The following is a 20,703-nucleotide window of genomic DNA, read 5'->3' as shown; positions in this document are numbered from 1 at the left end:
GGCACCACCAGCTCCGAGGCCGGCAGCGCACCTATGCCGCCTCGTGCTCCTCGAAGGCCCGCTCCACCCGTCGGTCGGGGACCAGCCAGATCAGCGCCACCGCCACGAACGGAAGCATGCCCAGGAAAGGTTCGACGAAGGCGGCGAGCGCGATCCCGAGCAGGTAGAGCAGCGGTGAGATCTTGCCCTTCCAGTCACTGCCCACGGCCCGCTGCAGCTCGGAGTCCGGGCCCTCGGCCTGGAAGATGAGCCGCTGGAGGACGAAGTAGGCGACCGCGGCGCAGAGCAGGTTGACGCCGTACACGACGACCGGGGTGCGCGCGAAATCGCTCTCGTCCATCCACGCCGTGGTGAACGGGTAGAGGGAGAGCCAGAAGAGCAGGTGCAGGTTCGCCCACAGGACGCCGCCGGTGACCCTGGTGACCAGCTGGAACATGTGGTGGTGGTTGTTCCAGTAGATGCCGATGTAGACGAAGCTCAGCACGTACGTCAGCAGGCCGGTGCCGGTCGTGTCCCACAGCGCGTGCAGGTCGTGCTCCTCGGGCACCTTCAGCTCGAGCACCATGATCGTGATGATGATCGCGAGCACGCCGTCGCTGAACGCCTCCAGGCGGTTGGTCGTCATGGTCGGATTCTGACGAAGGTGCGGGCGCGATCAAACCCGACGGGCCGAGAGCGTGTCGCTGTCGGCCTGACCGCGCCGGCTCGAGTTCGCCCGGTGAGGCGCCTGAGTCCTCACGCGAGGGTCGGGCGAGGCGGTGTCACGGCCGGAATCATCTCGCCCGCCTCGACGGCGAAGGGCAAGGTGTTCGCCGTCGGGGGCAGCGGGCAGGTCGCGAAGTCGGTGTAGGCGCAGGGCATGTTGATCGCGCGGTTGAAATCGATGAGGACAGCGCCCTCAGGCGTCGGGACCGTGGTCACCAGCTGGCGGTTCGCCTCGTGCGTCGTGACGCCTGTGGTGGCGTCCCGGAACAGGATCCACAGCGTGCCGTCGTCTCCGTCCCAGGCGACGAGCCGGTGCTCCGTGCCGTCGTACGGGAAGGCGACCTCGCCGACGGCCTCACCTCGGGGCGTCGAGTACGGCTCGAAGCGACCCGGGAGCACCCAGGAAGGGCTCGGCGGGAAACAGGGGGTGCCGTCGTACGCGAGCAGGTTCGGCGACCCGGGATGCATCGGCCGCACGATGGTGCGGCCGCCGCGGTCGGCCACCTCGGCGGACGCGTCCTCGAAGGTCACCGTCAGGCCGTTCTCGTCCAGAGGCCCGAGGAGGTGCTCACCCTCGGTGAGGACCTCGGTCCCCACGGTGAGCAGCTCCCCGGGACCCAGCGTGACCGTGGCGCCGCGCTCATCCCCGCTCCACGCGCCGGGGACGTCGTCGAAGCCTTCCGGGGTGGTGCTGAGCCAGTGGATCGCTGTGATCGCCATCCAGCTGTCCGGGCCCCGCAGCCGCTCCTCGCGGGTGTCGTGCCAGGCCTGCCACTCGGCTTCGAAGTCACTCACTCCCGCATGGTCGCACCGCCGCGCGGACGAGCACAGGCAGGTTCAGGTCGTCGACCTCGAGCGGCAGGGCGTCGGTCTCGCGTGCCTCCTCGAGCTCAAACTTGGCCCAGGCGTCCTGGTCGGCGGCCGACTTGGCGTTGGACCAGCCCCGCCGGGGCCGTCCTCGCCGGTGGGGTTCTCGACGACGCCGTCCAGGGTCATGTCGCCCGTTCTCGAGGCCCAAGGCATGTCTGACCTAGATTGAGACCCGTGTCCACCGATGAGCCGGCGGCAGCCGGCGATGTCCTCGACCTGCGTGCGGTCTTCGCGCGCCCGTGGTCGGGTCCGGCGACCGTCTGGCGTCCGTGGTGGCTCCGCTGGCTGCCCGTGGCCTCGACCCTCCGCTTCCGGACCGAGATCTCGGACGTGCACCTGGCCGAGTCGACGGGTCTTGTCGTCCACGACACGATGACCTTCCCGAACGGGAAGGTGTGGCGACGCACGATGACTGCCCGGCTCGTCGGCCCCGGTCGCTGGGAGATCGATGCCGATGACATGCCGGGAGGCGCCGGGCAGACGGTCACCGAGACCGGCTTCCGGTTCACGCCGTACACGATCATCGCGCCCGTTCTGGGACCGATCCGGGTCCCGCTTCGTTGCGAGGACGAGAGCCGGCTTTCCGGCACGACCACCCTGACGAACACCATCGACATGCGCTTCCTGGGGCTGCGAGTCGGCAGGATGGTCATGACTCTCGAGCGGGAGTAGGCACCGCGTCCGCAGTTGCCGCCTCGCTGTGCCGTGTGTGCCCTCGGCACGGACGCCCTCTGCCGCAGCAGTCACACACTTGATTCGCCCATCCTGGGTACTGGACCGGCATGAGCAACTCCGAGGACGACCGAGTCACCAGCCGATCCGACCTGCTGCCGGAGGAGGCATCCGCCGGAAGCGACGACCCGGAAGCGCAGGCCGCCGCGATCCTGCGTGAGTCCGACGAACGCACCGATCACCCCGAGGAGACCGGCGCGTCGTCGACGCAGACTTCGACCCCCGCCGAACGCCCTTCGGTCGAGCAAGACTGAAACCGGCCGGCTGCGGTCAGAAGCAAGAAGGGACCGGACTGCGTACGGGCGCAGAGACCGGACCGGCTGCGCAGGTCGTCGACCTCGTCGTCTACTTGCGGCGCGCCCGGGCCGCGATCCGGATCCCGAGGTCGTCGAGCTCGTCAGCGAGCGAGGCTGCGACCCAGACCTGGTTGCGTTTCCTGTTGGTCAACGGGCGGATCACCGCGGTCTCGTGAAGTTTGCTGATGGCCGCGTAGACGCTGGACGTCGCGCCTCCGATGCGTACTTCGATCTCTTCGGCCGAGAAGACGGGGGCGTCCAGGAGGCTGTCGAGGATCTTGGAGGCGGCGCTGTCCCGTCTCGGGGTGCCTGCCGCTTCACGCCATTCCTCGGGCATGGTGGCGAGTCGTTGCGCTGTCACGCGTGATTCCTGGGCCGCGATCATGGAAGCAGTCGAGAAGGATTCGATGATCGGGCCGGCGTCGCCTTCGCGGTATGCGCTGAGCGCATCGAAGTAGGACTGGCGTCTCGCGACGATGGCGGAGGCCAACGGAACGACCACCCGCCTGGTCGTGCCGCGCTTGCGCAGGATTGTGTTGATGAGCGCGCGGCCGATTCGGCCGTTGCCGTCGGTGAACGGGTGGATGGACTCGAACTGTGCGTGCGCGATTGCTGCCTGGGTGAGTACGCCGATGTCGGAGCGGTTGGAGAACCGGGCCAAGTCGTCCATGTAGTCGTCGACCGTGCTCGGAGGCGGCGGCACGTACGAAGCGTCTCGGGGCGAGTGGTCCGAGCCCTCGATCCAGTTCTGCATGTCGCGGAGCCTTCCTGCATAGGCTCGCTCGTAGGGGTCGTCGGCCATGAGGACCGCGTGTGCCCGGTAAATGCTGGGGAGCGCGATCGGCTCGCCCCCCTGGACTGATCTGATGAGGTCGTCCAAGGCTCGCGTCGAGGCGACCATCGAGTTGGCTGATGCGTTCGAGGTGATGCCGTGCAGGGCCCGTGCGTAGTCATCCAGCGATGCTTCGACGTGCTCGATCTTTGACGAGGCGACCGACTCTGCGCGCAGCAGGAGCGTCGAGAGCGACGCGAGGTGCTCACCGTGGGTTTCGTCGAGTGCTGCGATGTCTCGCAGAGCGTCGTCCATCTCGGCGGCGACGACGGAAGGGATGGACGGTTTGGAGTCGGCGATCATGGGGGGCAGCCAGACGGTCACTTCACGGAGCATGCGGTCCTCGCGCGTTCCGCCCTTGAACGTCTGTCGCCACGGTTCAACTACCCGCTCATGAGCCTCGACTGCGACCAGCGGGCCGGTCGAGAACTCTCCCCGGTTCGCGGGGTTGCCGCGACCGGAGTGCTTGCTGGGTTCAAAGTTGCTCACGGGCTCTCCTAAGTCGGAATAACGTAACAGTTATTCCGACTTAGAGTCCTTAACTCGGAATAGTACGCGTGATGTTCCGAGTTTGCATCCGAATGGGAGACCGAAGGAAGGTCGTGCTCAAGCGCTGGCGTCGCGTGGTCGGGGGTGCACCCATCGGGGGAGCCGTTCGACGCGGACTTGCTCATCTGCCCGACGGACGCCGCCAGTGCGACGTACTGACTTCACGGCTCCTTGCTGAAGACGGGAGTCAACGCCGTGACCTCGGGCGGGCCGGTCAGCAGCGGGCCCACCTCCTGCAGGTACGCGGCGTAGGCGTCCGTCAGGAGGAACGCCTGCGACGACTCGAGGCTGTCGTAGATCTGGAATGCAAGGACGGCATCGGCGTCGTGGTTGTCGAGGCAGTAGTAGTACGCCAGGTGGCCCGGGTTCCGGGAGATCGCCGGCGCCATGTGCGCCTCCCACACCTTGCGCACGTCATCCCGCCTGCCGGGCAGAGTCTGGTGCCGGATGGTCACGGCTAGCTGCGTCATAGGGCGATCCTGTCAGCGTCCACCGACAGTCTTGGCGGAGGCTCGGCGCGCATCGGCTCTACTCGGACGTCGAGCCGAATCCGGTGGGGCGGATGATCCGGGCGGGGACGCCGGCGACGACGGTGTCGGCTGGGACGTCCTTGGTGACGACGGCGCCGGCGGCGACGATCGCCCCGTCGCCGATCGTGACGCCGGGGACGACGGTGACGTTCGCTCCGAGCCAGACATTGCGGCCGATGGTGACGGGCGCTGGGATCATGTCTGCGCGCCTGTCAGGGTCTTCGGCGTGGTTGAGGGTGGTGATGGTGCTGCCGTGGCCGATGAGGGTGCCGGCGCCGATGGTGATACCGCCGGTGTCCTGGAAGCGGCAGCCGATGTTGATGAAGACGTCCTTGCCGAGGTGCAGGTTCTTGCCGAACTCGCTGTAGAAGGGCGGGAAGACGGCGACGGACTCGTCGACCGGCTTCCCGGTCAGACTGCTGAGCAGCGCCCGCAGCTCCTCGGGTGGGTGATAGGTGCTGTTGATCTCGGCAGTGGCACGGAGGGCTTCTTGAGAGGCGGCGTGCATGAAGCGGTGCGCCTCCGATCCTCCTTCGATGAGCGCACCGGAGTCGACGTGAGCGAGAAAGGCCGCCAGGTCCACGGCCGTCAGATGCTCGCGGTGTCGATGACGAACCGGTAGCGGACGTCGGAGGCCAGGACACGCTCGTAGGCCTCGTTGACCTGGTCGGCGGTGATGATCTCGATCTCCGAGGCGATGCCGTGCTCGGCGCAGAAGTTCAGCATCTCCTGGGTCAGCGCGATGCCACCGATCATCGAGCCCGCGAAGGAGCGGCGCGCCCCGATGAGGGACATCGCGTTGACCGGCAGCGGCTCGGGGGGTGCGCCGACGTTGACCAGGGTGCCGTCGACCGCGAGGAGCCCGAGGTAGGCGTTGACGTCGATGCCCGCGCTCACGGTGTTGATGATGAGGTCGAAGCTGCTCGCGAGCACCTCGAAGGTCGCAGGGTCCGAGGTCGCGTAGTAGTGATCCGCTCCGAGACGCAGCCCGTCTTCCTGCTTCTTCAGCGACTGCGACAGCACGGTCACCTCGGAGCCCAGCGCGTGCGCGATCTTGACCGCCATGTGGCCCAGGCCGCCGAGGCCGACGACTGCGACCTTGGTGTCCGGCCCGGCGTTCCAGTGCTTGAGCGGGGTGTAGGTCGTGATGCCCGCGCACAGCAGCGGCGCCGCGGCAGCCGGGTCCAGGCCGTCGGGGATCGCGAGCACGAAATCGGCGTCGACGACGACGTGCGTGGAGTAGCCGCCCTGGGTGGTGGTGCCGTCGCGGTCGGTGGCGGCGTAGGTGCCGATCATGCCGTTGAGGCAGTACTGCTCGTCTCCGTTGAGGCAGCTGGCGCACTCACGGCAGGCGTTGACCATGCAGCCGACACCGACACGGTCGCCGACCTGGTGGTTCGTGACTGCGTCGCCGACCTCGGTGACGGTCCCGACGATCTCGTGGCCCGGCACCACGGGGAAGGGCTGGGGTCCCCAGTCGCCGTTGACGGTGTGGATGTCGGAGTGGCAGATGCCGGCGTACTCGATGGTGATGAGGACGTCGTTGGCTCCGACTGCTCGCCGCTCGATGGTGGTGAGGGCGAGGGGCGCGCCGGCTTTCGGCGCGGCGTAGGCGTTGACCTGCATGAGGAATCTCTTTCTGGTGGTGGTTCGGTGCGTGTCAGGGGGCGGTCGGTGCGGCGTACTCGGCGTCGGTCACAGGCTCGAGCCAGTCGACGACCGCGTGGTCGTGGTCGCCCTCGTTGATGGCCAGGTGCACCATCAGCCGGTTCGGAGCGGCGCCGTGCCAGTGCTCCTCGCCGGCCTCGAACAGGACCCGGTCGCCCGGGCGGATCACCTCGACCGGGCCGCCGCGGCGCTGGCAGAGCCCCACCCCTTCGGTGACGAACACGGTTTGGCCCAACGGGTGCCGGTGCCAGTGGGTCCGGGCACCGGGCATGAAGTGCACCAGGTTGGCGGTGACCCGTGACGGTTCCGGTGCGGCGGCGACGGCGTCGATGTAGACGTCTCCGGTGAACCAGTCCGCGGGTCCCTTGAGGGTGTCGACGGAGCTGCGGGTGATCTGCACGGGTGTCCCCTTACCTGGTCGGACGCTTGAGGGCATCGGCGAGCTTGCGGGCTTCACCGGAGAGGAGCTCGGCGCGCTCGGCGTCGCCGGCTCGGACCGCGTGCCAGTAGTCGACCTTGAGGGCGACGTAACGCTGACGCAGCACCAGGTGCTCGGCTTCCGCGGCCAGCCTCTCCGCCTGGTTCGAGAGCAGCTCGATCTGGTCCGCCGCGGCGTCCGGACCCAACCTGCCGTTCGCGACGTAGGTCCGCATGTCGCTGACCGACATCCCGGTTGCTGCGAGGCAGGCGACCCACATCAGCTCGTCGAGGTCGTCCTCGTCGTACACGCGGTGCTTGCTGCTCGCGCCGCGGCTGATCGGTGAGATCACCCCGATGCTCTCGTAGTAGCGCAGCGTGCTGGCCGGCAGCCCGGTGAGGACGGCTGCCTCCTTGATCGTGTAGCTGCGCTGCGTCGTCCCTCGGGTCATGGCTGCAACGCTAGGAACTTCAAGTACTTGAAGTCAAAGGTCGTGTGGGTCACACCGCCGCTCGAGAGACCCGCGAGGCCTACTCCTGGGCCAGGGTCTTGAGCGTCGAGCCCAGGAAGGTGACGTGCCCGTCGGGTGCGCGGTACCACCAATCGGTGATGTGCTCGACCTTCGGGGCGCCGCCGCCGCCGATCCAGCCGCCTCCGTTGACGACCGTCGGGATCGGCGTCCGCGTCGTCGGCTCGAAGCCGCCTCCGCCGCTGGTGCCGGTGCCCGTCCTGGGTGCCGGCCGTTTCGGTGTGCTGTCCGTCGGTGGCGGCTCCTGGGGTTCGACGTCGACCTGAACCGTGGTCTCCTCATCGCTGACGAGATCGCCGTCGGCGCTGACCACCCGGATCCTGGTGGTGACGGTCCCGTCGCTCAGGCGCGTCGTTTCGATCTGCTGGGTGCCTCCGTCCGCCAGCAGGACGACGAGGTTCTCGTAGACGTCACCGAACGGTCCGCCGTCCGGAGCGACCGACCAGTACGTCTGGGAGAAGCTGCGTTGGCCGGTCTCCGAGGTGAACCACGCGGTCTGGTGGACCTTCGCCGAACCGTCGGCCTCGTAGTACCAGTCGACGGTGTCCCGCGAGTTGCCCTTGGCGTAGGAGATCGTGGCGCGACCGTCGGCGCTGAAGCCCACGGTCAGCAGGGTGTCGTCCGGGTAGTTCGCAAACCCTTCCACCGTGATCACGCCGTCGGTGTTGCTCGCGACCAGGCGCGAGATGGTCCCGTCCGTCCAGACGACGGTGATGAACGCGCCGAGGAACTCACCGCGTGGACTGAAGTAGAACTGCCGGGTCTCGATGTAGCCGTTCCCGGGTATCTGCACGCTCCGCTCGAGTGCGCCTCTGAGGTCCATGCGTTGCCCCCTGCAGACGGGTTCCTGGGCTTCGGACGCTACTCCGCACGCGGCCGGTTGACCACGACGAGGCTCGGCGCACGCCCTCTGCGGCGGTGGCAGTGGCATTCTGACCGCATGCAGCCCGTCCATGTGTGGATCAGGTCCGAGTCCCGCGGCACCGAACGGCGTGCGCCCGTCGTACCGGCCGACGTCCCGCTGTTGCTGGACGCCGGGTTCCAGGTGTCCGTCGAGGAGTCGGTCCAGCGGATCTTCCCGGTCGAGGAGTACGCCGCTGCCGGGGCGGCCGTGGTGGGGGAGGGCACCTGGCCGGACGCACCCGACGACGCCTACGTCCTGGGCATCAAAGAGCTCCCCGAGCAGCCGGAGTCGCTGCGCCACCGGCACATCTACTTCGCGCACGCGTTCAAGGACCAGGACGGCGCCGGGCGCACGCTGGAGCGGTTCGTCCGCGGCGGCGGCCGGCTGTTCGACATCGAGTACCTCGTCGGCGAGACCGGCCACCGGGTGGTCGCGTTCGGCTACTGGGCCGGCTACGTCGGCGCCGCCCTCGGCGTGCTGCACCTGGCCGACGCGCTGACCGCGCCGCTGTCCCCGATGGCCAAGGACGAGCTCGACGCGGAGCTGGAGCGCGCCGGGAAGGCCGGAGGAGACCGGCTGCTGGCGCTGGTCACCGGGGCGCGGGGCCGGTCCGGGCGCGGAGCACAGGGGGCGTTGACGACCGCCGGGGTGCCGACGACGCTGTGGGATCGCGAGGAGACGCGCGACCTGCACAAGCAGGCGCTCCTCGGCCACGACCTGCTGGTGAACTGCGTGGTGACGCACACCCCGACGACTCCGTTCGTGGAGCCGGAGGACCTGGCGCACGAGCGTCGGCTCCGGGTGCTCGCGGACGTGACCTGCGACGTCACCGGACCCACGAACATGCTCCCGGTGAACGACAGGATCACCACGTGGCAGCAGCCGGTCCGGCGGCTGCACGGCGAAGGCCCGGAGCTCGGCAGTCCGCCGCTGGAGGTCATCGCGATCGACAACCTGCCCTCGCTCCTCCCGCGCGAGGCCAGCGAGGGCTTCAGCGCCGACCTGACCCCGCACCTGCTCGGGCTGGCCGGCGAGGGCGAGGAGGGCGAGCCGTCGGTGCCGTGGCGCGCGGCCGGCCGGGCCTTCGACGAGGCGATCAGGGGCCTCGGGGCCCTGGAACGCTCCTAGCTCAGTCCGGGCGCCGCTCGATCCGGGTCCAGCCGATCCAGCCGCGCTCGGCCAGGAGCACCCGCAGTCGCTGGACCGTCGGGTGCGCCTCGGCCATCGAGTCCAGGAGCTGCACGAACGCCGAGTCGTCCATGTCGAGGTCCTGCTGGTCGAGCTGGCCGCTGGCGGCGGCCTCCTCGAAGAGCTGGACGAGCACGTCCGCCATCTCCCGGGCGAGCCCCTCCTGCGCGCCCTCGCCGGCGTCCAGGGCGTCGCTGATCAGCCGGTAGAAGCGGACCACCCGCGGGTCCCGCAGCTGCTCGACCTTGTCGGCCATGAAGGCCGGGATCTGCTCGGGGTACCGGGCCGCCACCAGGATCCAGGCGTCCCGCTCGGCGTCGACCAGGACGTCCGGCGCCCCGATGGCCCGGACCTGGTCGAGGTAGGCGACGACCTCCGCCGGCACCGCGAGGGTGTCCCCGGAGGCGAGCCGGGCGATCCGCCGGCGGTGCTCCTGCAGGGTGCGGATCTGCTGACGCAGGTCGCGGTCGATCTCCGCGGTCTCCCGGGCGAAGGTCTCCGGGTCGGCGTCGAGGAGCTCCTGGACCCGCGAGAGCGGCACCCCGGCCTCGGCCAGCGTCCGGATCCTGATGAGCCGGACGACGGCCTCGGCGTCGTAGGAGCGGTAGCCGGAGAAGTCCCGGCCGGGCTCCGGCAGCAGCCCGACCTGGTGGTAGTGCCGGACCGTCCGGATCGTCACCCCCGCGTAGCTCGCCAGCTGTCCGATGGTCAGCACGGGCCCAGCCTGCCGTATCCCGCCGCGCTCACGTCGTACGTCGGTAGACGGCGGTCGCGGCGGCGCACGCGACCACGAGCAGGCCGGTGCACCAGGCGAGCGCGGTCCACACGCCGCTGCCGACCGGCTGGCCGGTGAGCAGGTCGCGGAGGGTGTCCACGATGGAGGTGACCGGCTGGTTCTCGGCGAACGCGCGGACCGGGCCGGGCATGTCGTCGGTCGGCACGAACGCGGAGCTGATGAACGGCAGGAAGATCAGCGGGTAGGCGAAGGCGCTCGCCCCGTCGACCGTCTTCGCGGTCAGGCCGGGGATGACGGCCAGCCAGGTCAGGCTCAGGGTGAACAGCGCCAGGATCCCGACGACAGCGAGCCAGGCGCCCGGACCGGCGGAGGTGCGGAAGCCCATCAGGAACGCCACCGCGACGACGACGACGAGCGAGATCAGGTTGGCGACGAGCGAGGTCAGCACGTGCGCCCAGAGCACCGCGGACCGGGCGATCGGCATCGACCGGAAGCGCTCGAAGATGCCGCTCTGCCGGTCCAGGAACAGCCGGTACGCCGTGTAGGAGATCCCCGAGGCGATCGTCATCACCAGGATGCCGGGAAGCAGGTAGTTCACGTAGTGGTCGGAGCCGGTACGGATCGCGCCACCGAAGACGTAGACGAAGAGCAGCAGGAAACCGACCGGCATGATCGCCGTCGTGATGATGGTGTCCGGGCTGCGGCCGATGTGGCGAAGCGAGCGGCCGAGCAGCGCGGTGGTGTCGGGGACGAAGGTGCGGTTCACGGCTGGACCTCGGTTTTCTCGGCGACGACGGCGAGGAAGATCTCCTCGAGGGTGGGTTGCTTCTCGACGTACTGGATCTCGGCCGGCGGGAGCAGCCGCTTGAGCTCGTCGAGGGTGCCGTTCACGATGATCCGGCCCTCGTGCAGGATCGCGATCCGGTCGGCGAGGTGCTCGGCCTCGTCGAGCATCTGGGTGGTGAGCAGCACGGTGGTGCCGCCGGAGGCGAGCTGCTGGACTGTCTGCCAGACCTCGAGACGGGCCTCGGGGTCGAGACCGGTGGTGGGCTCGTCCAGGACGATGACCGGCGGACTCCCGATCAGGCTCATCGCGATGTCCAAGCGGCGGCGCATCCCGCCGGAGTAGGTGCCGGCCCGGCGGGCGCCGGCGTCGGTCAGGTCGAAGCGGGCGAGCAGGTCCTCAGCGATCCGGCCGGGGTCGTCGAGGTGGCGCAGCCGCGCCACCAGGACGAGGTTCTCGCGGCCGGTCAGGATCTCGTCCACTGCGGCGAACTGCCCGGTCAGGCTGATCGACTCCCGCACCTGCGCGGCCTCGGTGCGGACGTCGTACCCGTTCACCCGGGCCGCGCCGTCGTCGGCGTCGAGCAGCGTGGACAGGATCCGGACGACGGTGGTCTTGCCTGCTCCGTTCGACCCGAGCAGCGCGAGGATGCTGCCCCGCTCGACGTCGAGGTCCACCCCCCGCAGCACGTGCAGGTCGCCGAAGGACTTCTCCAGCCCCCGGACCCGGATGGCGGCTTCCTGTGTCACGTTCTTCTCCTTCACTGGTGTGTGAAGGACAGCGTGCAAGGTTGACGTTGCGTCAAGGTCAAGCCGGGTTTTCGACGGGTCAGACGGAGCGCAGGTCCCGCAGCCGCTGGATCCACCGGCCGGCGCCGCCGTCGAAGGGGGCGGCCCCGGCGGTCATCGTGGCGAAGACCTCCTGGCAGCTCGCCCGCGCGGCGGCGATCACGTCGGCGGGGTAGCCGAGCAGGACCTGGTGGTGGGCGAACTCGTCCTCGTCGTCGATCCAGACCCGGCCGTCCGTCTCCCGGATCACGTCGAGGTCGAGGTCGACGCAGCGCACCTCGGACTCGTCCTCGGACCAGACCGACGGGGTGGTCATGTCGACGTAGAAGTCGACCGGGCGGTCCGGGTCGGTGCCGTAGATGGTGGCCACCCACCAGGCGTCGTGGGGGATCAGCACCACGTGGTCGGCCCACGCGGTGAAGCCCTTGTCCGGCTTGGACAGCCAGGTCCCACGGGGTACGCCGACCCACTGGCCGAGCGCGTCCACCCCGAGGCGGACGGCGTCGAACTCCCAGTGCGGGCTGTCCGGCCACTTCCGGGTGAGCACCCGGACGGTGCGAGGTTCGGTCACGGGGCCACTCTAGGGCGGCCCCGCCACCGGCTACTTCTTCTTCTTGGGCATCGTCCGCGGCGCCACGACGGCGACGACGTCCTGGTAGCCCGACCCGGTCCACTTCGCGAACTGGTGGAACAGGTGCGCGTCGATGCCGACGAGGACGCGGGCCTTCTTCTTCATCGCGCCGTCGAGGATGATCCGCGCGGCCTTGTCCGCGGGCATCCGGGCCAGCTTCTTCTCGAAGAGCTCGTCGATCCGCGAGGCGTCCTGCCCGACGGTCTTGCGACCGTTGCGGGCGATGCCGGTCTTGATTCCGCCCGGGTGGATACAGGTGACCGAGACCGGGTGCTTGTTGATCAGCATCTCCTCGCGGAGCGCCTCGGTGAAGCCGCGGACGGCGTACTTGGTGGCGTTGTAGGCGGTCTGACCGGGCATGGAGACGAGGCCGAACAGGCTGGAGATGTTGACGACCGCCCCGTCGCCGGAGGCGATCAGGTGCGGCAGGAACTCCTTGGTGCCGTTGACGACGCCGAGGAAGTTGACCCCGACGATCCAGTCGAAGTCGGCGTACTCCATGTCCTCGAAGTCGCCGGTGACGGTGACGCCGGCGTTGTTGACGACCATGTTCACGGCGCCGAACTGCTCGGCGACCGCCGTCGCCCAGGTGCCCATGGCGGCCCGGTCGGAGACGTCGATGACGTCGCTGCGGACCTCGGCGCCGAGCTCCTTGACCAGGTCGACGGTGCCGGCGAGGGCGTCCGCGTTCCAGTCGGAGATCGCCAGCCGCGCGCCGCGCCCGGCGGCGAGGACGGCCAGCTCGCGGCCCATGCCGCCGCCGGCTCCGGTGATCACGACGACCTTGTTGTCGAGGCTCTTCATGCGACCTGCTCCTTGTCCACCGCCGGAGCGGTCCGGGTCTCGTACTTGTCGATGTCGAACGTGCGCAGCAGCCCGCGGAAGGCGAACGTCGTCCGCGGCCACAGCGTGGTGTTGTTCCCGTGCTCGTCGAGGTACCAGCTCGAGCACCCGCCGGTGCTCCAGACGGTCCGCTTCATCCGGCGCTGCAGGTCGGCGTTCCAGGCGGCCTGCGCCTCCGCGGTCGGCTCGACCGCGGTGATCCCGCCGGCCTTCATCTGCTCCAGCGCGGAGAGGATGTAGGCGATCTGGCTCTCGATCATGAAGACCATGCTGGAGTGGCCCAGCCCGGTGTTGGCGCCGACGATCTGGAACAGGTTCGGGAACCCGCTGGTCGTCGTGCCCTTGTACGACGCGACCCCGCGCTCGCCCCACACGTCGCCGAGCGTGCGGCCGTCGCGGCCCTTGATGTGGTGCGCGATCGGCTGGTCGGTGGTGTGGAAACCGGTCGCCACGATCAGGCAGTCGATCTCGCGCTCGGTGCCGTCGCGGGTCACGACGCCGTGCGGGGTGATCGCGGCGATGCCGTCGGTGACCACCTCGACGTTGTCCCGGGCCAGCGCCGGGTAGTAGGTGTTGGAGATCAGGATCCGCTTGCAGCCGATCTGGAAGTCGGGGGTGACCTTGGCCTGCAGGTCCGGGTCGCTGATGCCCTTCTTGATGTTGCCGAGGGCGGCGAGCTTGGCCGGGGTGGCGATCTTCGGCTGCCAGGTGAACGCCGGCACGAAGGTCTCGCGGCCCCAGTAGATGCCCGTGCGGTAGGCCTTCTGGAAGAACGGGACGTGCCGGAACGCCAGCCGCTCCAGCCCGGTGTAGGCGCGGTCGTGGCGGGGCATCACCCAGGGCGCGGTGCGCTGGTAGACGTCGAGCCGGCCGACCTGCTCGGCGATCGAGGGGATGATCTGGATCGCGGAGGCGCCGGTGCCGATGATGGCGACGCGCTTGCCGGTGAGGTCGACGTCGTGGTCCCAGCGGGCGGAGTGGAAGATCTCGCCGGCGAAGTCCTCGATGCCCTCGATCTCGGGCAGCTTCGGCTCCGACAGGCCGCCGGAGCAGCTGATCACGACGTCCGCGGTGACGGTGCCGTCGCTGGTGGACACGTTCCAGACCTGGTCGGCCTCGTCCCAGGCGGCGTCCTCGACGGTGACGCCGAAGCGGAACCGGTCGAGCACGCCGGAGCGGCGGGCGACGTCCTCGAGGTAGGCCTGGATCTCCGGCTGCGGGGAGAAGGACCGGGACCAGTTCGGGTTGGGCGCGAACGAGAACGAGTAGAGCTGGCTGGGCACGTCGCAGGCGGCACCGGGGTAGGTGTTGTCGCGCCACGTGCCGCCGACGGTCTGGCCCTTGTCGACGACGACGAAGTCGGTCTCGCCGGACTCGTCGAGCTTGATCGCCGCGCCCAGGCCGGCGAAGCCGGCACCGATGACGAGGACGCGCACGCGCTCGGGGAGACTGGGGGTCACGGGGGCCTTCGGACCGGTTTTCTTCGTGGTCATGGGAGAACTCTAACCCTTGTTGAACAAACGTCAATAGCGTTGTTGACGCGGGTTCAGTAACATGGACCACATGACCAGCACCACGGGACGCATCCGGATGTCGCCGGAGGGCCGGCGCGAGCAGCTCCTCGAGCTCGGCACCCAGCTGCTGTCGACCAGGACCCTCGACGAGATCTCCATCGAGCTGCTGGCCGAGGAGGCCGGGATCTCGCGCGGCCTGCTCTACCACTACTTCGGCAACAAGCAGGAGTTCCACGTCGCCGTCGTGCGCCGTGCCGTCGAGCAGCTCGTCGCCATCACCGCGCCCCGCGACATCGAGGACCCGCTGGAGCAGCTGGCCGCCTCGGTCGGCGCCTACCTCGACTACGTCGTCGAGAACTACACCGGGTACGTCTCCCTCGTCCGGGCCGCGGCCGGCGGCAACGAAGAGCTCCGCGCGATCTACGACGAGGGCCGGCGCGCGCTCACCGACAGGATCTTCGAGGTGACCGGGGAAGCGGGCCTGCAGGCCCTCGGGCTCTCCGACTCCCCGGCGATCCGGCTGATCGTCGACGGCTGGTCGGCGATGGTCGAGTCGGTCATCGTCGCCTGGGTCAAGGACCCGCACGGGCTGAGCCGCGAGGAGCTCCTGAACCGGCTGGCCCACGCGCTCCCCGCGCTCGTGCTCCTCTGAGCGCCCTCGTCGGTCCCTTCACCGGTTCCGTCATCCGGCGCGGCGCGCGAAGATCCACCAGCGCATCGCCACGAACCGGAGCACCGTGACCACCAGGTTCGTCACCGTCAGCACGACGATCTCCACCGCCGGCGCCACCCCGTCGGGGAGCAGCAGGATCGCCGCGGTGGTGCAGGCCAGCCCGACCGCGAACACCAGCAGCCCCTGGACCTGGTGCCGCCACGCGTCCCGGCGGCCGCGGACGCCGAAGCTGAACCGCCGGTTCGCCGCGGTGTTCGCGACCGCGGTCGTCAGCAGCGCGAGCAGGTTCGCCTCCACGGGCGCGACCACCTGGCGCAGCCCGAGGTAGAGCAGCGCGTAGGCGAGCGTCGAGAGCACGCCCACCACGACGAACATCGCCGCCTGCATCCCGATCCGGCCGGAGCCGGTCTCCTCCGAGATCCGCCCCAGCCGCTCGCCGACCTCGCGCAGCGGCAGCCGGCCCCGAGCCAGGTTGGCCCCGAGCCGGCACACCCCGCACAGGTCCAGGTACGCCGTCCGCACGAGGTCGACCCGGCTGTCCGGGTCGTCCACCCAGTCCACCGGGACCTCGTAGATCCGCAGCCCGGCCCGCTCGGCGACGGTCAGCAGCTCGGTGTCGAAGAACCAGCCCTGGTCCTCGACCAGGGGGAGCAGCTCCTCGGCGGCCTCGCGACGGATCGCCTTGAAGCCGCACTGCGCGTCGCTGAACCCGACCCGGAGCGCGCCGCGCAGGATCAGGTTGTAGCCCCGCGAGATCACCTCGCGCTGCATCCCGCGCTCGACCCGCGCCGCCGGGGCCAGCCGGGACCCGATCGCGAGGTCGGAGTGACCGCTGATCAGCGGCGCGACCAGGGGGAGCAGCGCGTCCAGGTCGGTCGACAGATCCACGTCCATGTAGACCAGCACGTCGGCGTCCGAGGCGCCCCAGACCCGGTGCAGGGCCCGGCCGCGGCCCTTCTCGGCGAGGTGCACCGCCCGGACCCGGGAGTGCTCGTGGCTGAGCCGCCGGGCGATCTCCGAGGTCCGGTCGGTGGAGGCGTTGTCCGCGATCGTCACCCGGGACGGCCAGGGCAGCGTGGCGAGGTGCTCGAGCACGCGGCGTACCGAGCGCTCCAGGGCGACCTCCTCGTTGTGCACCGGGATCACCACGTCGAGGACGGGAGCGGCGTGGAGCGCGGCGTTCTGCTGGGCCGGGACCGACAAGGTGCTCATCGGCTCGCTCCGCTCAGGTCGTAGAGGGTGATGCCGTCGACCGTGGTGGCGGTGAAGCTCTGCTCCACCCAGGACGTGATCGCCGCGCTGGTGCCGCTCGCGTTGCCACCGGGGCCGCCACCGGGTCCGCCACCGGCGATGAACCAATGGATCCGGCCGTCGGTGACGTACTGCTGGAACTCGGCCAGCGTGGGGCTCGGGTCCGAGCCGTTGAAGCCGCCGATCGCCATCACCGGCAGCCCGGTCGCGAGCTGGTAGCCGGACGCCGAGTTGGAGCCGACCGCGGCCCCCGCCCAGTCGTAGGAACCGGAGTCCTGCGCGAGCAGCGCGTTGATCTCGGCGGTCGATGTCGAGCCGTTGAGCAGCCCACCCGCGCCGCCGCCCTGGGGCGGGCCCTGCTGCATTCCGGGGGGCGGACCCTGCATGGCGCCGGGCCCACCACCGGGCCCACCTCCGGGCCCACCACCGGGCCGTCCACCCGGCCCGCCGGCCACCGTCGGACCGGCGGTCGGGATCGAGCCGGTGTGCGGGGTCGACGCCGTCTGCAGCGCGTACGCCGCCGGCCCGGCCAGCCCGGCCACCACGGCCAGCGTCGCCGCCGCGGCGGCCGCCCGGGCCCGCAGCCGGTGCACCCCGGCGAGCAGGGCCGTGGCCGCGACCCCGCCGACCAGGACCAGCCAGCGCAGCCAGGGGTGCCAGTCCGGCGTCCGGCCGAGGAGCTCGAACGCGAGCAGCGTCGTGGCCGCCGACGCGATCACCAGCGCGGCCCGCGCCGGTACCGAGGAGCGGTCCCGCCACAGCACCCAGCCGCCGATTCCGACGAGCGCCGCGATCGCCGGAGCCAGGGCGACGGTGTAGTAGGCGTGGAAGATGCCCGCCATGAAGCTGAAGGTGAGCCCGGTGGAGAGCAAGGTGAGCCCCCACAGGGCGAGTGCCGCGGACACCCGGGGACTGCGGCGCGCCACCCAGAGCGCCGTGCCGCCGAGGATCAGCGCCGCCGGGATCAGCCAGGCGACCTGGCCGCCGATCTCGCTGCCGAAGAGGCGGCCGATCCCGGTGGCGCCCCACTGGCCGCCGCCGGCGCCCGCCGCGTTGCCGCCGACCGACCCGGTCTCGTTGCCGTTGAGCCGGCCGAAGCCGTTGTAGCCGAGCGTCAGCTCGAGGATGGAGTTGTTCTGCGAGCCGCCGATGTAGGGGCGGCCGGCGGCGGGCCAGGCCTCCACGACCGCGATCCACCAACCGCCGGCGAGGACCATCGAGCCGAACGCGACCAGCAGGTGCCCGATCCGCCTGCCGAAGCTCGTCCGGGCGAAGACCAGGTAGACGAGCGCGAACGCGGGCAGCACCAGGAACGCCTGCAGCATCTTGGTCAGGAAGCCGAGACCGACGAGCGCCCCGGCCAGCGCCAGCCAGCGCACCGGGTGACCGGAGGTCGTCCTCGTCGTCTCCTCGACCGCGCGCAGCGTCGCGCCGGACGCGGCCACCAGGAGCAGCACCAGCATCGCGTCCGGGTTGTTGAACCGGAACATCAGCACCGCGACCGGCGTCAGCGCCATCACCGTGCCGGCCAGGAGTCCGGCCACCGCCGATCCGGTGGTGCGCCGCACCAGCCGGTGCAGCAGCGCCACGGTCGCCACGCCGGCGAACGCCTGCGGGACCAGGATGCTCCAGCTCGACAGCCCGAACAGGCGCACCGACAGGGCCATCGGCCACAGCGAGAGCGGGGTCTTGTCGACGGTGATCGCGTTGGCGGCGTCCGAGCTGCCGAAGAAGAACGCCTTCCACGACTCCGAGCCGGCCTGCGCCGCGGCGGAGTAGAAGGAGTTCGCCCAGCCGGACGCGCCGAGGCCCCAGAGGTAGAGCGCCGCGGTCGCCACCAGGAGCACCGCGAGCGCGGGCCGCGTCCACGGCGGCGAGCCGGGATCCTCCGGAGCCCGCACGGGTGCGGGCGGAGCGGGTGTGCCGGTCGGGCGCTGGAGTGTGCTCGTCGTGTCCATGCACCGAGCCTGGAGAGCCGCCCTGCGGGGGCCGTGTGGTCGCTCTGTGAGCCTTCTGTGAGGCCCGGCTACGAGGCGCTGGCCGGGCGCCCGGAAGCGGGCAGGGTCACCACGAACCTGGTGTCTCCGGGGGCGGAGGTCACCGTCGCGGAGCCCCCGTGCGCGGCCGCGATCGCGCTGACCAGGGACAGGCCCAGTCCGGCGCCGCCGGAGGCCCGGGTGCGGCTGGAGTCGCCGCGGGAGAACCGGTCGAACGCCTCCGCGGCCAGGTCGGGACCGAGGCCCGGACCGTCGTCGTGCACCTCGATCCGGACGGTCGCGCCGGGACCCGCGCCGGCGGTCCGCGCGCGCACCGTGACCGTGGTCCCGGCGGGCGTGTGGCTGCGGGCGTTGTTGAGCAGGTTGGTGACCACCTGGTGCAGCCGGGCGTCGTCGCCGACGAGCACGACCGGCTCGTCGAGCAGGTCCAGCCGCCAGTGGTGGTCGGGCGCCAGCACGCGGGCGTCGGCGACCGCCTCGAGCAGCAGCCGGGTGACGTCGACGTCCTCGCGGGCGAGCGGCCGGCCCGCGTCGAGGCGGGCGAGGAGGAGCAGGTCCTCGACGAGGCCGGACATCCGGCCCGCCTCGGTCTCGACCTTGTTGAGCGCGGCGCCGAGGGCGGCCGGGTCGTCCGGCGTACGACGGGACAGCTCGGCGTACCCGTGGATCGTGGAGAGCGGGGTGCGCAGCTCGTGGGAGGCGTCCGCGACGAACTGGCGGACCTGCTGCTCGCTGCGGTGCCGGGCGGTCAGGGCACTGTCGACGTGGTCGAGCAGCGTGTTCAGCGCGGCGCCGACCTGGCCGACCTCGGTCTCGGGGTCGGTGAGCCCGGCGTCGACGCGGGTGCTGATGGTGGCCCCACCGGTGGCGAGGTCCTGGGTGGAGACCTCGCGGGCGGTCTCGGCGACGGCGTTGAGCGGACGCAGCTGGCGGCGTACCAGCCAGGTGCCGGCGATCCCGGCGACGCCGACGCCGAGCAGGGTGAGCAGCGCGAACCAGGTGACCATGCTCTGCACGGTCTGGTCGATGTCCGTCGTCGGCTGGCCGGTCACGAAGACGTGGCCGTCCTCGGCCTGGGTCATCACCCGGTACTGGGTGCCCTCCACCTCCACGGTGTGCGCCTGGCCGTCGCTCGGGACCGCCTGGAGCTCGGCGACGGTGTCGTCGGAGAGCCGCTCGACCTCGCTGCTCCGGCTGACCGTGACACCGACCGTGGTGTCCGAGCCGGGCAGCTCGGCCACGGTCAGGCCGGGCCGCAGGAAGGCCCTCCCGGAGTCGTCGTCCGGCACGCCGGGGATCTCGGGTCCGGAGCTGACCGGCCCGCGCTGTCCGCGCAGCCCGTCCCGGACCTGGCTGTCGAGCCGGTCGTAGAGGTAGCCGCGCATCGCCAGGGTGGCGCTGGTGGCGACCATCAAGCCGACCAGCGCGACCAGTGCCACCACGGTGACGACCAGCCGGGTGGTCAGGGTGCGGGGGAACAGCCTGGTCATGCCTCGACCGGCTTCAGGACGTAACCGGCCCCGCGCATCGTGTGGATCATCGGGTCCCGGCCGGCGTCGACCTTCTTGCGCAGGTAGGAGATGTACAGCTCGACCACGTTGGCCTGGCCTCCGAAGTCGTAGTTCCAGACCCGGTCGAGGATCTGCGCCTTCGACAGCACCCGGCGCGGGTTGCGCATCAGGTAGCGCAGCAGCTCGAACTCGGTCGCGGTCAGGCTGATCTGCTCCCCGGCCCGGGAGACCTCGCGGCTGTCCTCGTCGAGGAGCAGGTCCCCGACGGCGAGCACCGAGTGGTCGTTCGCCTGCTGGGCGCCGGCCCGCCGCATCAGCGCGCGCAGCCGGGCGACGACTTCTTCCAGCGAGAACGGCTTGGTGACGTAGTCGTCGCCGCCCGCGGTGAGGCCGGCGACCCGGTCCTCGACGGCGTCGCGGGCGGTCAGGAACAGGACCGGTACGTCGGCCGCGTCGGCGCGCAGCCGGCGCAGCACCTCCATCCCGTCGAAGTCCGGCAGCATCATGTCGAGGACCACGGCGTCGGGGGAGAAGGACCGGGCTGTGCTGACCGCCTTGCTCCCGGTGAGCGCGACCTCGACGTCCCAGCCCTCGTAGCGCAGCGCCATCCGCAGCAGCTCGGCGATGTTGGCCTCGTCGTCGACGACCAGCACCCGCAGCGGGGTGCCGTCGATCCGGGTCAGCTCGGGTCCACGCGCGGTGCTCATGGCGCCCAGCCTCGCCCAGGCGGTCGGGGATCCGCCATGGGTTCGCT

Annotated in this window: 23 protein-coding genes; 4 read left to right on the top strand and 19 right to left on the bottom strand. The window is 70.4% G+C overall.

Translation table 11 applies throughout. The annotated features are described in order from the left end of the window. Positions 1 to 31: 31 nt before the first annotated feature. Positions 32 to 625 carry a TMEM175 family protein gene (locus tag AB4Y76_RS15615; RefSeq protein WP_441926884.1) on the bottom strand — a complete coding sequence of 198 codons (594 nt, stop codon included), beginning with the start codon at positions 623 to 625 and terminating at the stop codon, positions 32 to 34. A gap of 110 nt (positions 626 to 735) precedes the next feature. Next, the gene (locus AB4Y76_RS15610; protein WP_441926882.1) at positions 736 to 1,500 is read right to left on the bottom strand and encodes a DUF1684 domain-containing protein; all 765 of its coding nucleotides are present in this window, start codon (positions 1,498 to 1,500) and stop codon (positions 736 to 738) included. A 249-nt stretch (positions 1,501 to 1,749) separates the two neighbouring features. Here AB4Y76_RS15610 and AB4Y76_RS15605 point away from each other — a divergent pair, with 249 nt between their 5' ends. Further along, positions 1,750 to 2,247 carry a hypothetical protein gene (locus AB4Y76_RS15605; RefSeq protein WP_441926880.1) on the top strand — a complete coding sequence of 166 codons (498 nt, stop codon included), beginning with the start codon at positions 1,750 to 1,752 and terminating at the stop codon, positions 2,245 to 2,247. A 110-nt stretch (positions 2,248 to 2,357) separates the two neighbouring features. Then, positions 2,358 to 2,561 carry a hypothetical protein gene (locus AB4Y76_RS15600; protein ID WP_441926878.1) on the top strand — a complete coding sequence of 68 codons (204 nt, stop codon included), beginning with the start codon at positions 2,358 to 2,360 and terminating at the stop codon, positions 2,559 to 2,561. 91 nt (positions 2,562 to 2,652) lie between these two features. Here AB4Y76_RS15600 and AB4Y76_RS15595 read toward each other — a convergent pair whose 3' ends face one another. The 7 genes from AB4Y76_RS15595 to AB4Y76_RS15565 form a co-directional block, all read right to left on the bottom strand. Then, the gene (locus AB4Y76_RS15595) at positions 2,653 to 3,924 is read right to left on the bottom strand and encodes a Fic family protein (RefSeq protein WP_441926876.1); all 1,272 of its coding nucleotides are present in this window, start codon (positions 3,922 to 3,924) and stop codon (positions 2,653 to 2,655) included. A gap of 221 nt (positions 3,925 to 4,145) precedes the next feature. Continuing rightward, the gene (locus AB4Y76_RS15590; protein WP_441926875.1) at positions 4,146 to 4,454 is read right to left on the bottom strand and encodes a putative quinol monooxygenase; all 309 of its coding nucleotides are present in this window, start codon (positions 4,452 to 4,454) and stop codon (positions 4,146 to 4,148) included. Between the two features lie 58 nt (positions 4,455 to 4,512). After that, on the bottom strand, positions 4,513 to 5,097 hold the full coding sequence (locus tag AB4Y76_RS15585) for a sugar O-acetyltransferase (RefSeq protein ID WP_441926873.1): 585 nt from the start codon (positions 5,095 to 5,097) through the stop codon (positions 4,513 to 4,515). Positions 5,098 to 5,102: 5 nt separating this feature from the next. Continuing rightward, complete coding sequence (locus tag AB4Y76_RS15580) at positions 5,103 to 6,140, bottom strand: NAD(P)-dependent alcohol dehydrogenase (RefSeq protein WP_441926871.1); 1,038 nt, start codon at positions 6,138 to 6,140, stop codon at positions 5,103 to 5,105. A gap of 34 nt (positions 6,141 to 6,174) precedes the next feature. Next, a complete protein-coding gene (locus tag AB4Y76_RS15575; protein WP_441926869.1) occupies positions 6,175 to 6,582 on the bottom strand; it encodes a (R)-mandelonitrile lyase in 408 nt (135 codons plus the stop codon). A gap of 10 nt (positions 6,583 to 6,592) precedes the next feature. Then, complete coding sequence (locus AB4Y76_RS15570; protein ID WP_441926867.1) at positions 6,593 to 7,051, bottom strand: MerR family transcriptional regulator; 459 nt, start codon at positions 7,049 to 7,051, stop codon at positions 6,593 to 6,595. Positions 7,052 to 7,130: 79 nt separating this feature from the next. Continuing rightward, positions 7,131 to 7,952 carry a hypothetical protein gene (locus AB4Y76_RS15565; protein WP_441926865.1) on the bottom strand — a complete coding sequence of 274 codons (822 nt, stop codon included), beginning with the start codon at positions 7,950 to 7,952 and terminating at the stop codon, positions 7,131 to 7,133. Positions 7,953 to 8,069: 117 nt separating this feature from the next. On the opposite strand from AB4Y76_RS15565, the gene AB4Y76_RS15560 reads away from it, so the two are divergent. Beyond that, positions 8,070 to 9,161 carry a hypothetical protein gene (locus AB4Y76_RS15560; RefSeq protein WP_441926863.1) on the top strand — a complete coding sequence of 364 codons (1,092 nt, stop codon included), beginning with the start codon at positions 8,070 to 8,072 and terminating at the stop codon, positions 9,159 to 9,161. A gap of 1 nt (position 9,162) precedes the next feature. Here AB4Y76_RS15560 and AB4Y76_RS15555 read toward each other — a convergent pair whose 3' ends face one another. The 6 genes from AB4Y76_RS15555 to AB4Y76_RS15530 form a co-directional block, all read right to left on the bottom strand. Next, entirely contained in the window at positions 9,163 to 9,936 is a 774-nt protein-coding gene (locus tag AB4Y76_RS15555; protein WP_441926861.1) for a MerR family transcriptional regulator, read from the bottom strand. A gap of 28 nt (positions 9,937 to 9,964) precedes the next feature. Continuing rightward, positions 9,965 to 10,723: an ABC transporter permease gene (locus AB4Y76_RS15550; RefSeq protein WP_441926859.1), complete on the bottom strand. Its 759-nt coding sequence runs from the start codon at positions 10,721 to 10,723 to the stop codon at positions 9,965 to 9,967. Then, the gene (locus AB4Y76_RS15545; protein WP_441926857.1) at positions 10,720 to 11,490 is read right to left on the bottom strand and encodes an ABC transporter ATP-binding protein; all 771 of its coding nucleotides are present in this window, start codon (positions 11,488 to 11,490) and stop codon (positions 10,720 to 10,722) included. Before AB4Y76_RS15545 ends, AB4Y76_RS15550 begins: the two co-directional genes overlap by 4 nt. Positions 11,491 to 11,569: 79 nt before the next feature. Next, complete coding sequence (locus tag AB4Y76_RS15540; protein ID WP_441926855.1) at positions 11,570 to 12,100, bottom strand: DUF402 domain-containing protein; 531 nt, start codon at positions 12,098 to 12,100, stop codon at positions 11,570 to 11,572. A 30-nt stretch (positions 12,101 to 12,130) separates the two neighbouring features. Continuing rightward, positions 12,131 to 12,964, bottom strand: coding sequence for an SDR family NAD(P)-dependent oxidoreductase (locus AB4Y76_RS15535; RefSeq protein ID WP_441926853.1), 834 nt, complete (start codon positions 12,962 to 12,964; stop codon positions 12,131 to 12,133). Beyond that, positions 12,961 to 14,496, bottom strand: coding sequence for a flavin-containing monooxygenase (locus AB4Y76_RS15530; protein WP_441926851.1), 1,536 nt, complete (start codon positions 14,494 to 14,496; stop codon positions 12,961 to 12,963). Before AB4Y76_RS15530 ends, AB4Y76_RS15535 begins: the two co-directional genes overlap by 4 nt. A gap of 70 nt (positions 14,497 to 14,566) precedes the next feature. On the opposite strand from AB4Y76_RS15530, the gene AB4Y76_RS15525 reads away from it, so the two are divergent. Next, complete coding sequence (locus tag AB4Y76_RS15525; RefSeq protein ID WP_441926849.1) at positions 14,567 to 15,169, top strand: TetR/AcrR family transcriptional regulator; 603 nt, start codon at positions 14,567 to 14,569, stop codon at positions 15,167 to 15,169. 30 nt (positions 15,170 to 15,199) lie between these two features. On the opposite strand, the gene AB4Y76_RS15520 is transcribed toward AB4Y76_RS15525, so the two are convergent. The 4 genes from AB4Y76_RS15520 to AB4Y76_RS15505 all read right to left on the bottom strand — a co-directional run bounded on the left by AB4Y76_RS15520 (position 15,200) and on the right by AB4Y76_RS15505 (position 20,656). Beyond that, the gene (locus AB4Y76_RS15520; RefSeq protein ID WP_441926847.1) at positions 15,200 to 16,402 is read right to left on the bottom strand and encodes a glycosyltransferase; all 1,203 of its coding nucleotides are present in this window, start codon (positions 16,400 to 16,402) and stop codon (positions 15,200 to 15,202) included. Continuing rightward, positions 16,399 to 18,399: an ArnT family glycosyltransferase gene (locus AB4Y76_RS15515; protein ID WP_441926845.1), complete on the bottom strand. Its 2,001-nt coding sequence runs from the start codon at positions 18,397 to 18,399 to the stop codon at positions 16,399 to 16,401. Before AB4Y76_RS15515 ends, AB4Y76_RS15520 begins: the two co-directional genes overlap by 4 nt. Before the next feature lie 68 nt (positions 18,400 to 18,467). Then, entirely contained in the window at positions 18,468 to 19,928 is a 1,461-nt protein-coding gene (locus AB4Y76_RS15510; protein WP_441926843.1) for a sensor histidine kinase, read from the bottom strand. Further along, positions 19,925 to 20,656, bottom strand: coding sequence for a response regulator transcription factor (locus AB4Y76_RS15505; RefSeq protein WP_441926841.1), 732 nt, complete (start codon positions 20,654 to 20,656; stop codon positions 19,925 to 19,927). Before AB4Y76_RS15505 ends, AB4Y76_RS15510 begins: the two co-directional genes overlap by 4 nt. Positions 20,657 to 20,703: the final 47 nt, after the last annotated feature.

The sequence above is a fragment of the Marmoricola sp. RAF53 genome, from assembly GCF_052114005.1.
In the GTDB taxonomy this organism is placed as follows: Bacteria; Actinomycetota; Actinomycetes; order Propionibacteriales; family Nocardioidaceae; genus Marmoricola.
The sequence above is the reverse complement of the archived record's forward strand: the minus strand, read 5'-3'. Positions and strand labels throughout refer to the sequence as shown.

What these genes read in the sequence shown, in the direction of transcription:
- AB4Y76_RS15615 (WP_441926884.1), bottom strand. Translation starts at nt 625, where the DNA reads ATGACGACCAACCGCCTGGAGGCGTTCAGCGACGGCGTGCTCGCGATC.
- AB4Y76_RS15600 (WP_441926878.1), top strand. Translation starts at nt 2,358, where the DNA reads ATGAGCAACTCCGAGGACGACCGAGTCACCAGCCGATCCGACCTGCTG.
- AB4Y76_RS15590 (WP_441926875.1), bottom strand. Translation starts at nt 4,454, where the DNA reads ATGACGCAGCTAGCCGTGACCATCCGGCACCAGACTCTGCCCGGCAGG.
- AB4Y76_RS15580 (WP_441926871.1), bottom strand. Translation starts at nt 6,140, where the DNA reads ATGCAGGTCAACGCCTACGCCGCGCCGAAAGCCGGCGCGCCCCTCGCC.
- AB4Y76_RS15570 (WP_441926867.1), bottom strand. Translation starts at nt 7,051, where the DNA reads ATGACCCGAGGGACGACGCAGCGCAGCTACACGATCAAGGAGGCAGCC.
- AB4Y76_RS15565 (WP_441926865.1), bottom strand. Translation starts at nt 7,952, where the DNA reads ATGGACCTCAGAGGCGCACTCGAGCGGAGCGTGCAGATACCCGGGAAC.
- AB4Y76_RS15560 (WP_441926863.1), top strand. Translation starts at nt 8,070, where the DNA reads ATGCAGCCCGTCCATGTGTGGATCAGGTCCGAGTCCCGCGGCACCGAA.
- AB4Y76_RS15535 (WP_441926853.1), bottom strand. Translation starts at nt 12,964, where the DNA reads ATGAAGAGCCTCGACAACAAGGTCGTCGTGATCACCGGAGCCGGCGGC.
- AB4Y76_RS15530 (WP_441926851.1), bottom strand. Translation starts at nt 14,496, where the DNA reads ATGACCACGAAGAAAACCGGTCCGAAGGCCCCCGTGACCCCCAGTCTC.
- AB4Y76_RS15525 (WP_441926849.1), top strand. Translation starts at nt 14,567, where the DNA reads ATGACCAGCACCACGGGACGCATCCGGATGTCGCCGGAGGGCCGGCGC.
- AB4Y76_RS15520 (WP_441926847.1), bottom strand. Translation starts at nt 16,402, where the DNA reads ATGAGCACCTTGTCGGTCCCGGCCCAGCAGAACGCCGCGCTCCACGCC.
- AB4Y76_RS15515 (WP_441926845.1), bottom strand. Translation starts at nt 18,399, where the DNA reads ATGGACACGACGAGCACACTCCAGCGCCCGACCGGCACACCCGCTCCG.
- AB4Y76_RS15510 (WP_441926843.1), bottom strand. Translation starts at nt 19,928, where the DNA reads ATGACCAGGCTGTTCCCCCGCACCCTGACCACCCGGCTGGTCGTCACC.
- AB4Y76_RS15505 (WP_441926841.1), bottom strand. Translation starts at nt 20,656, where the DNA reads ATGAGCACCGCGCGTGGACCCGAGCTGACCCGGATCGACGGCACCCCG.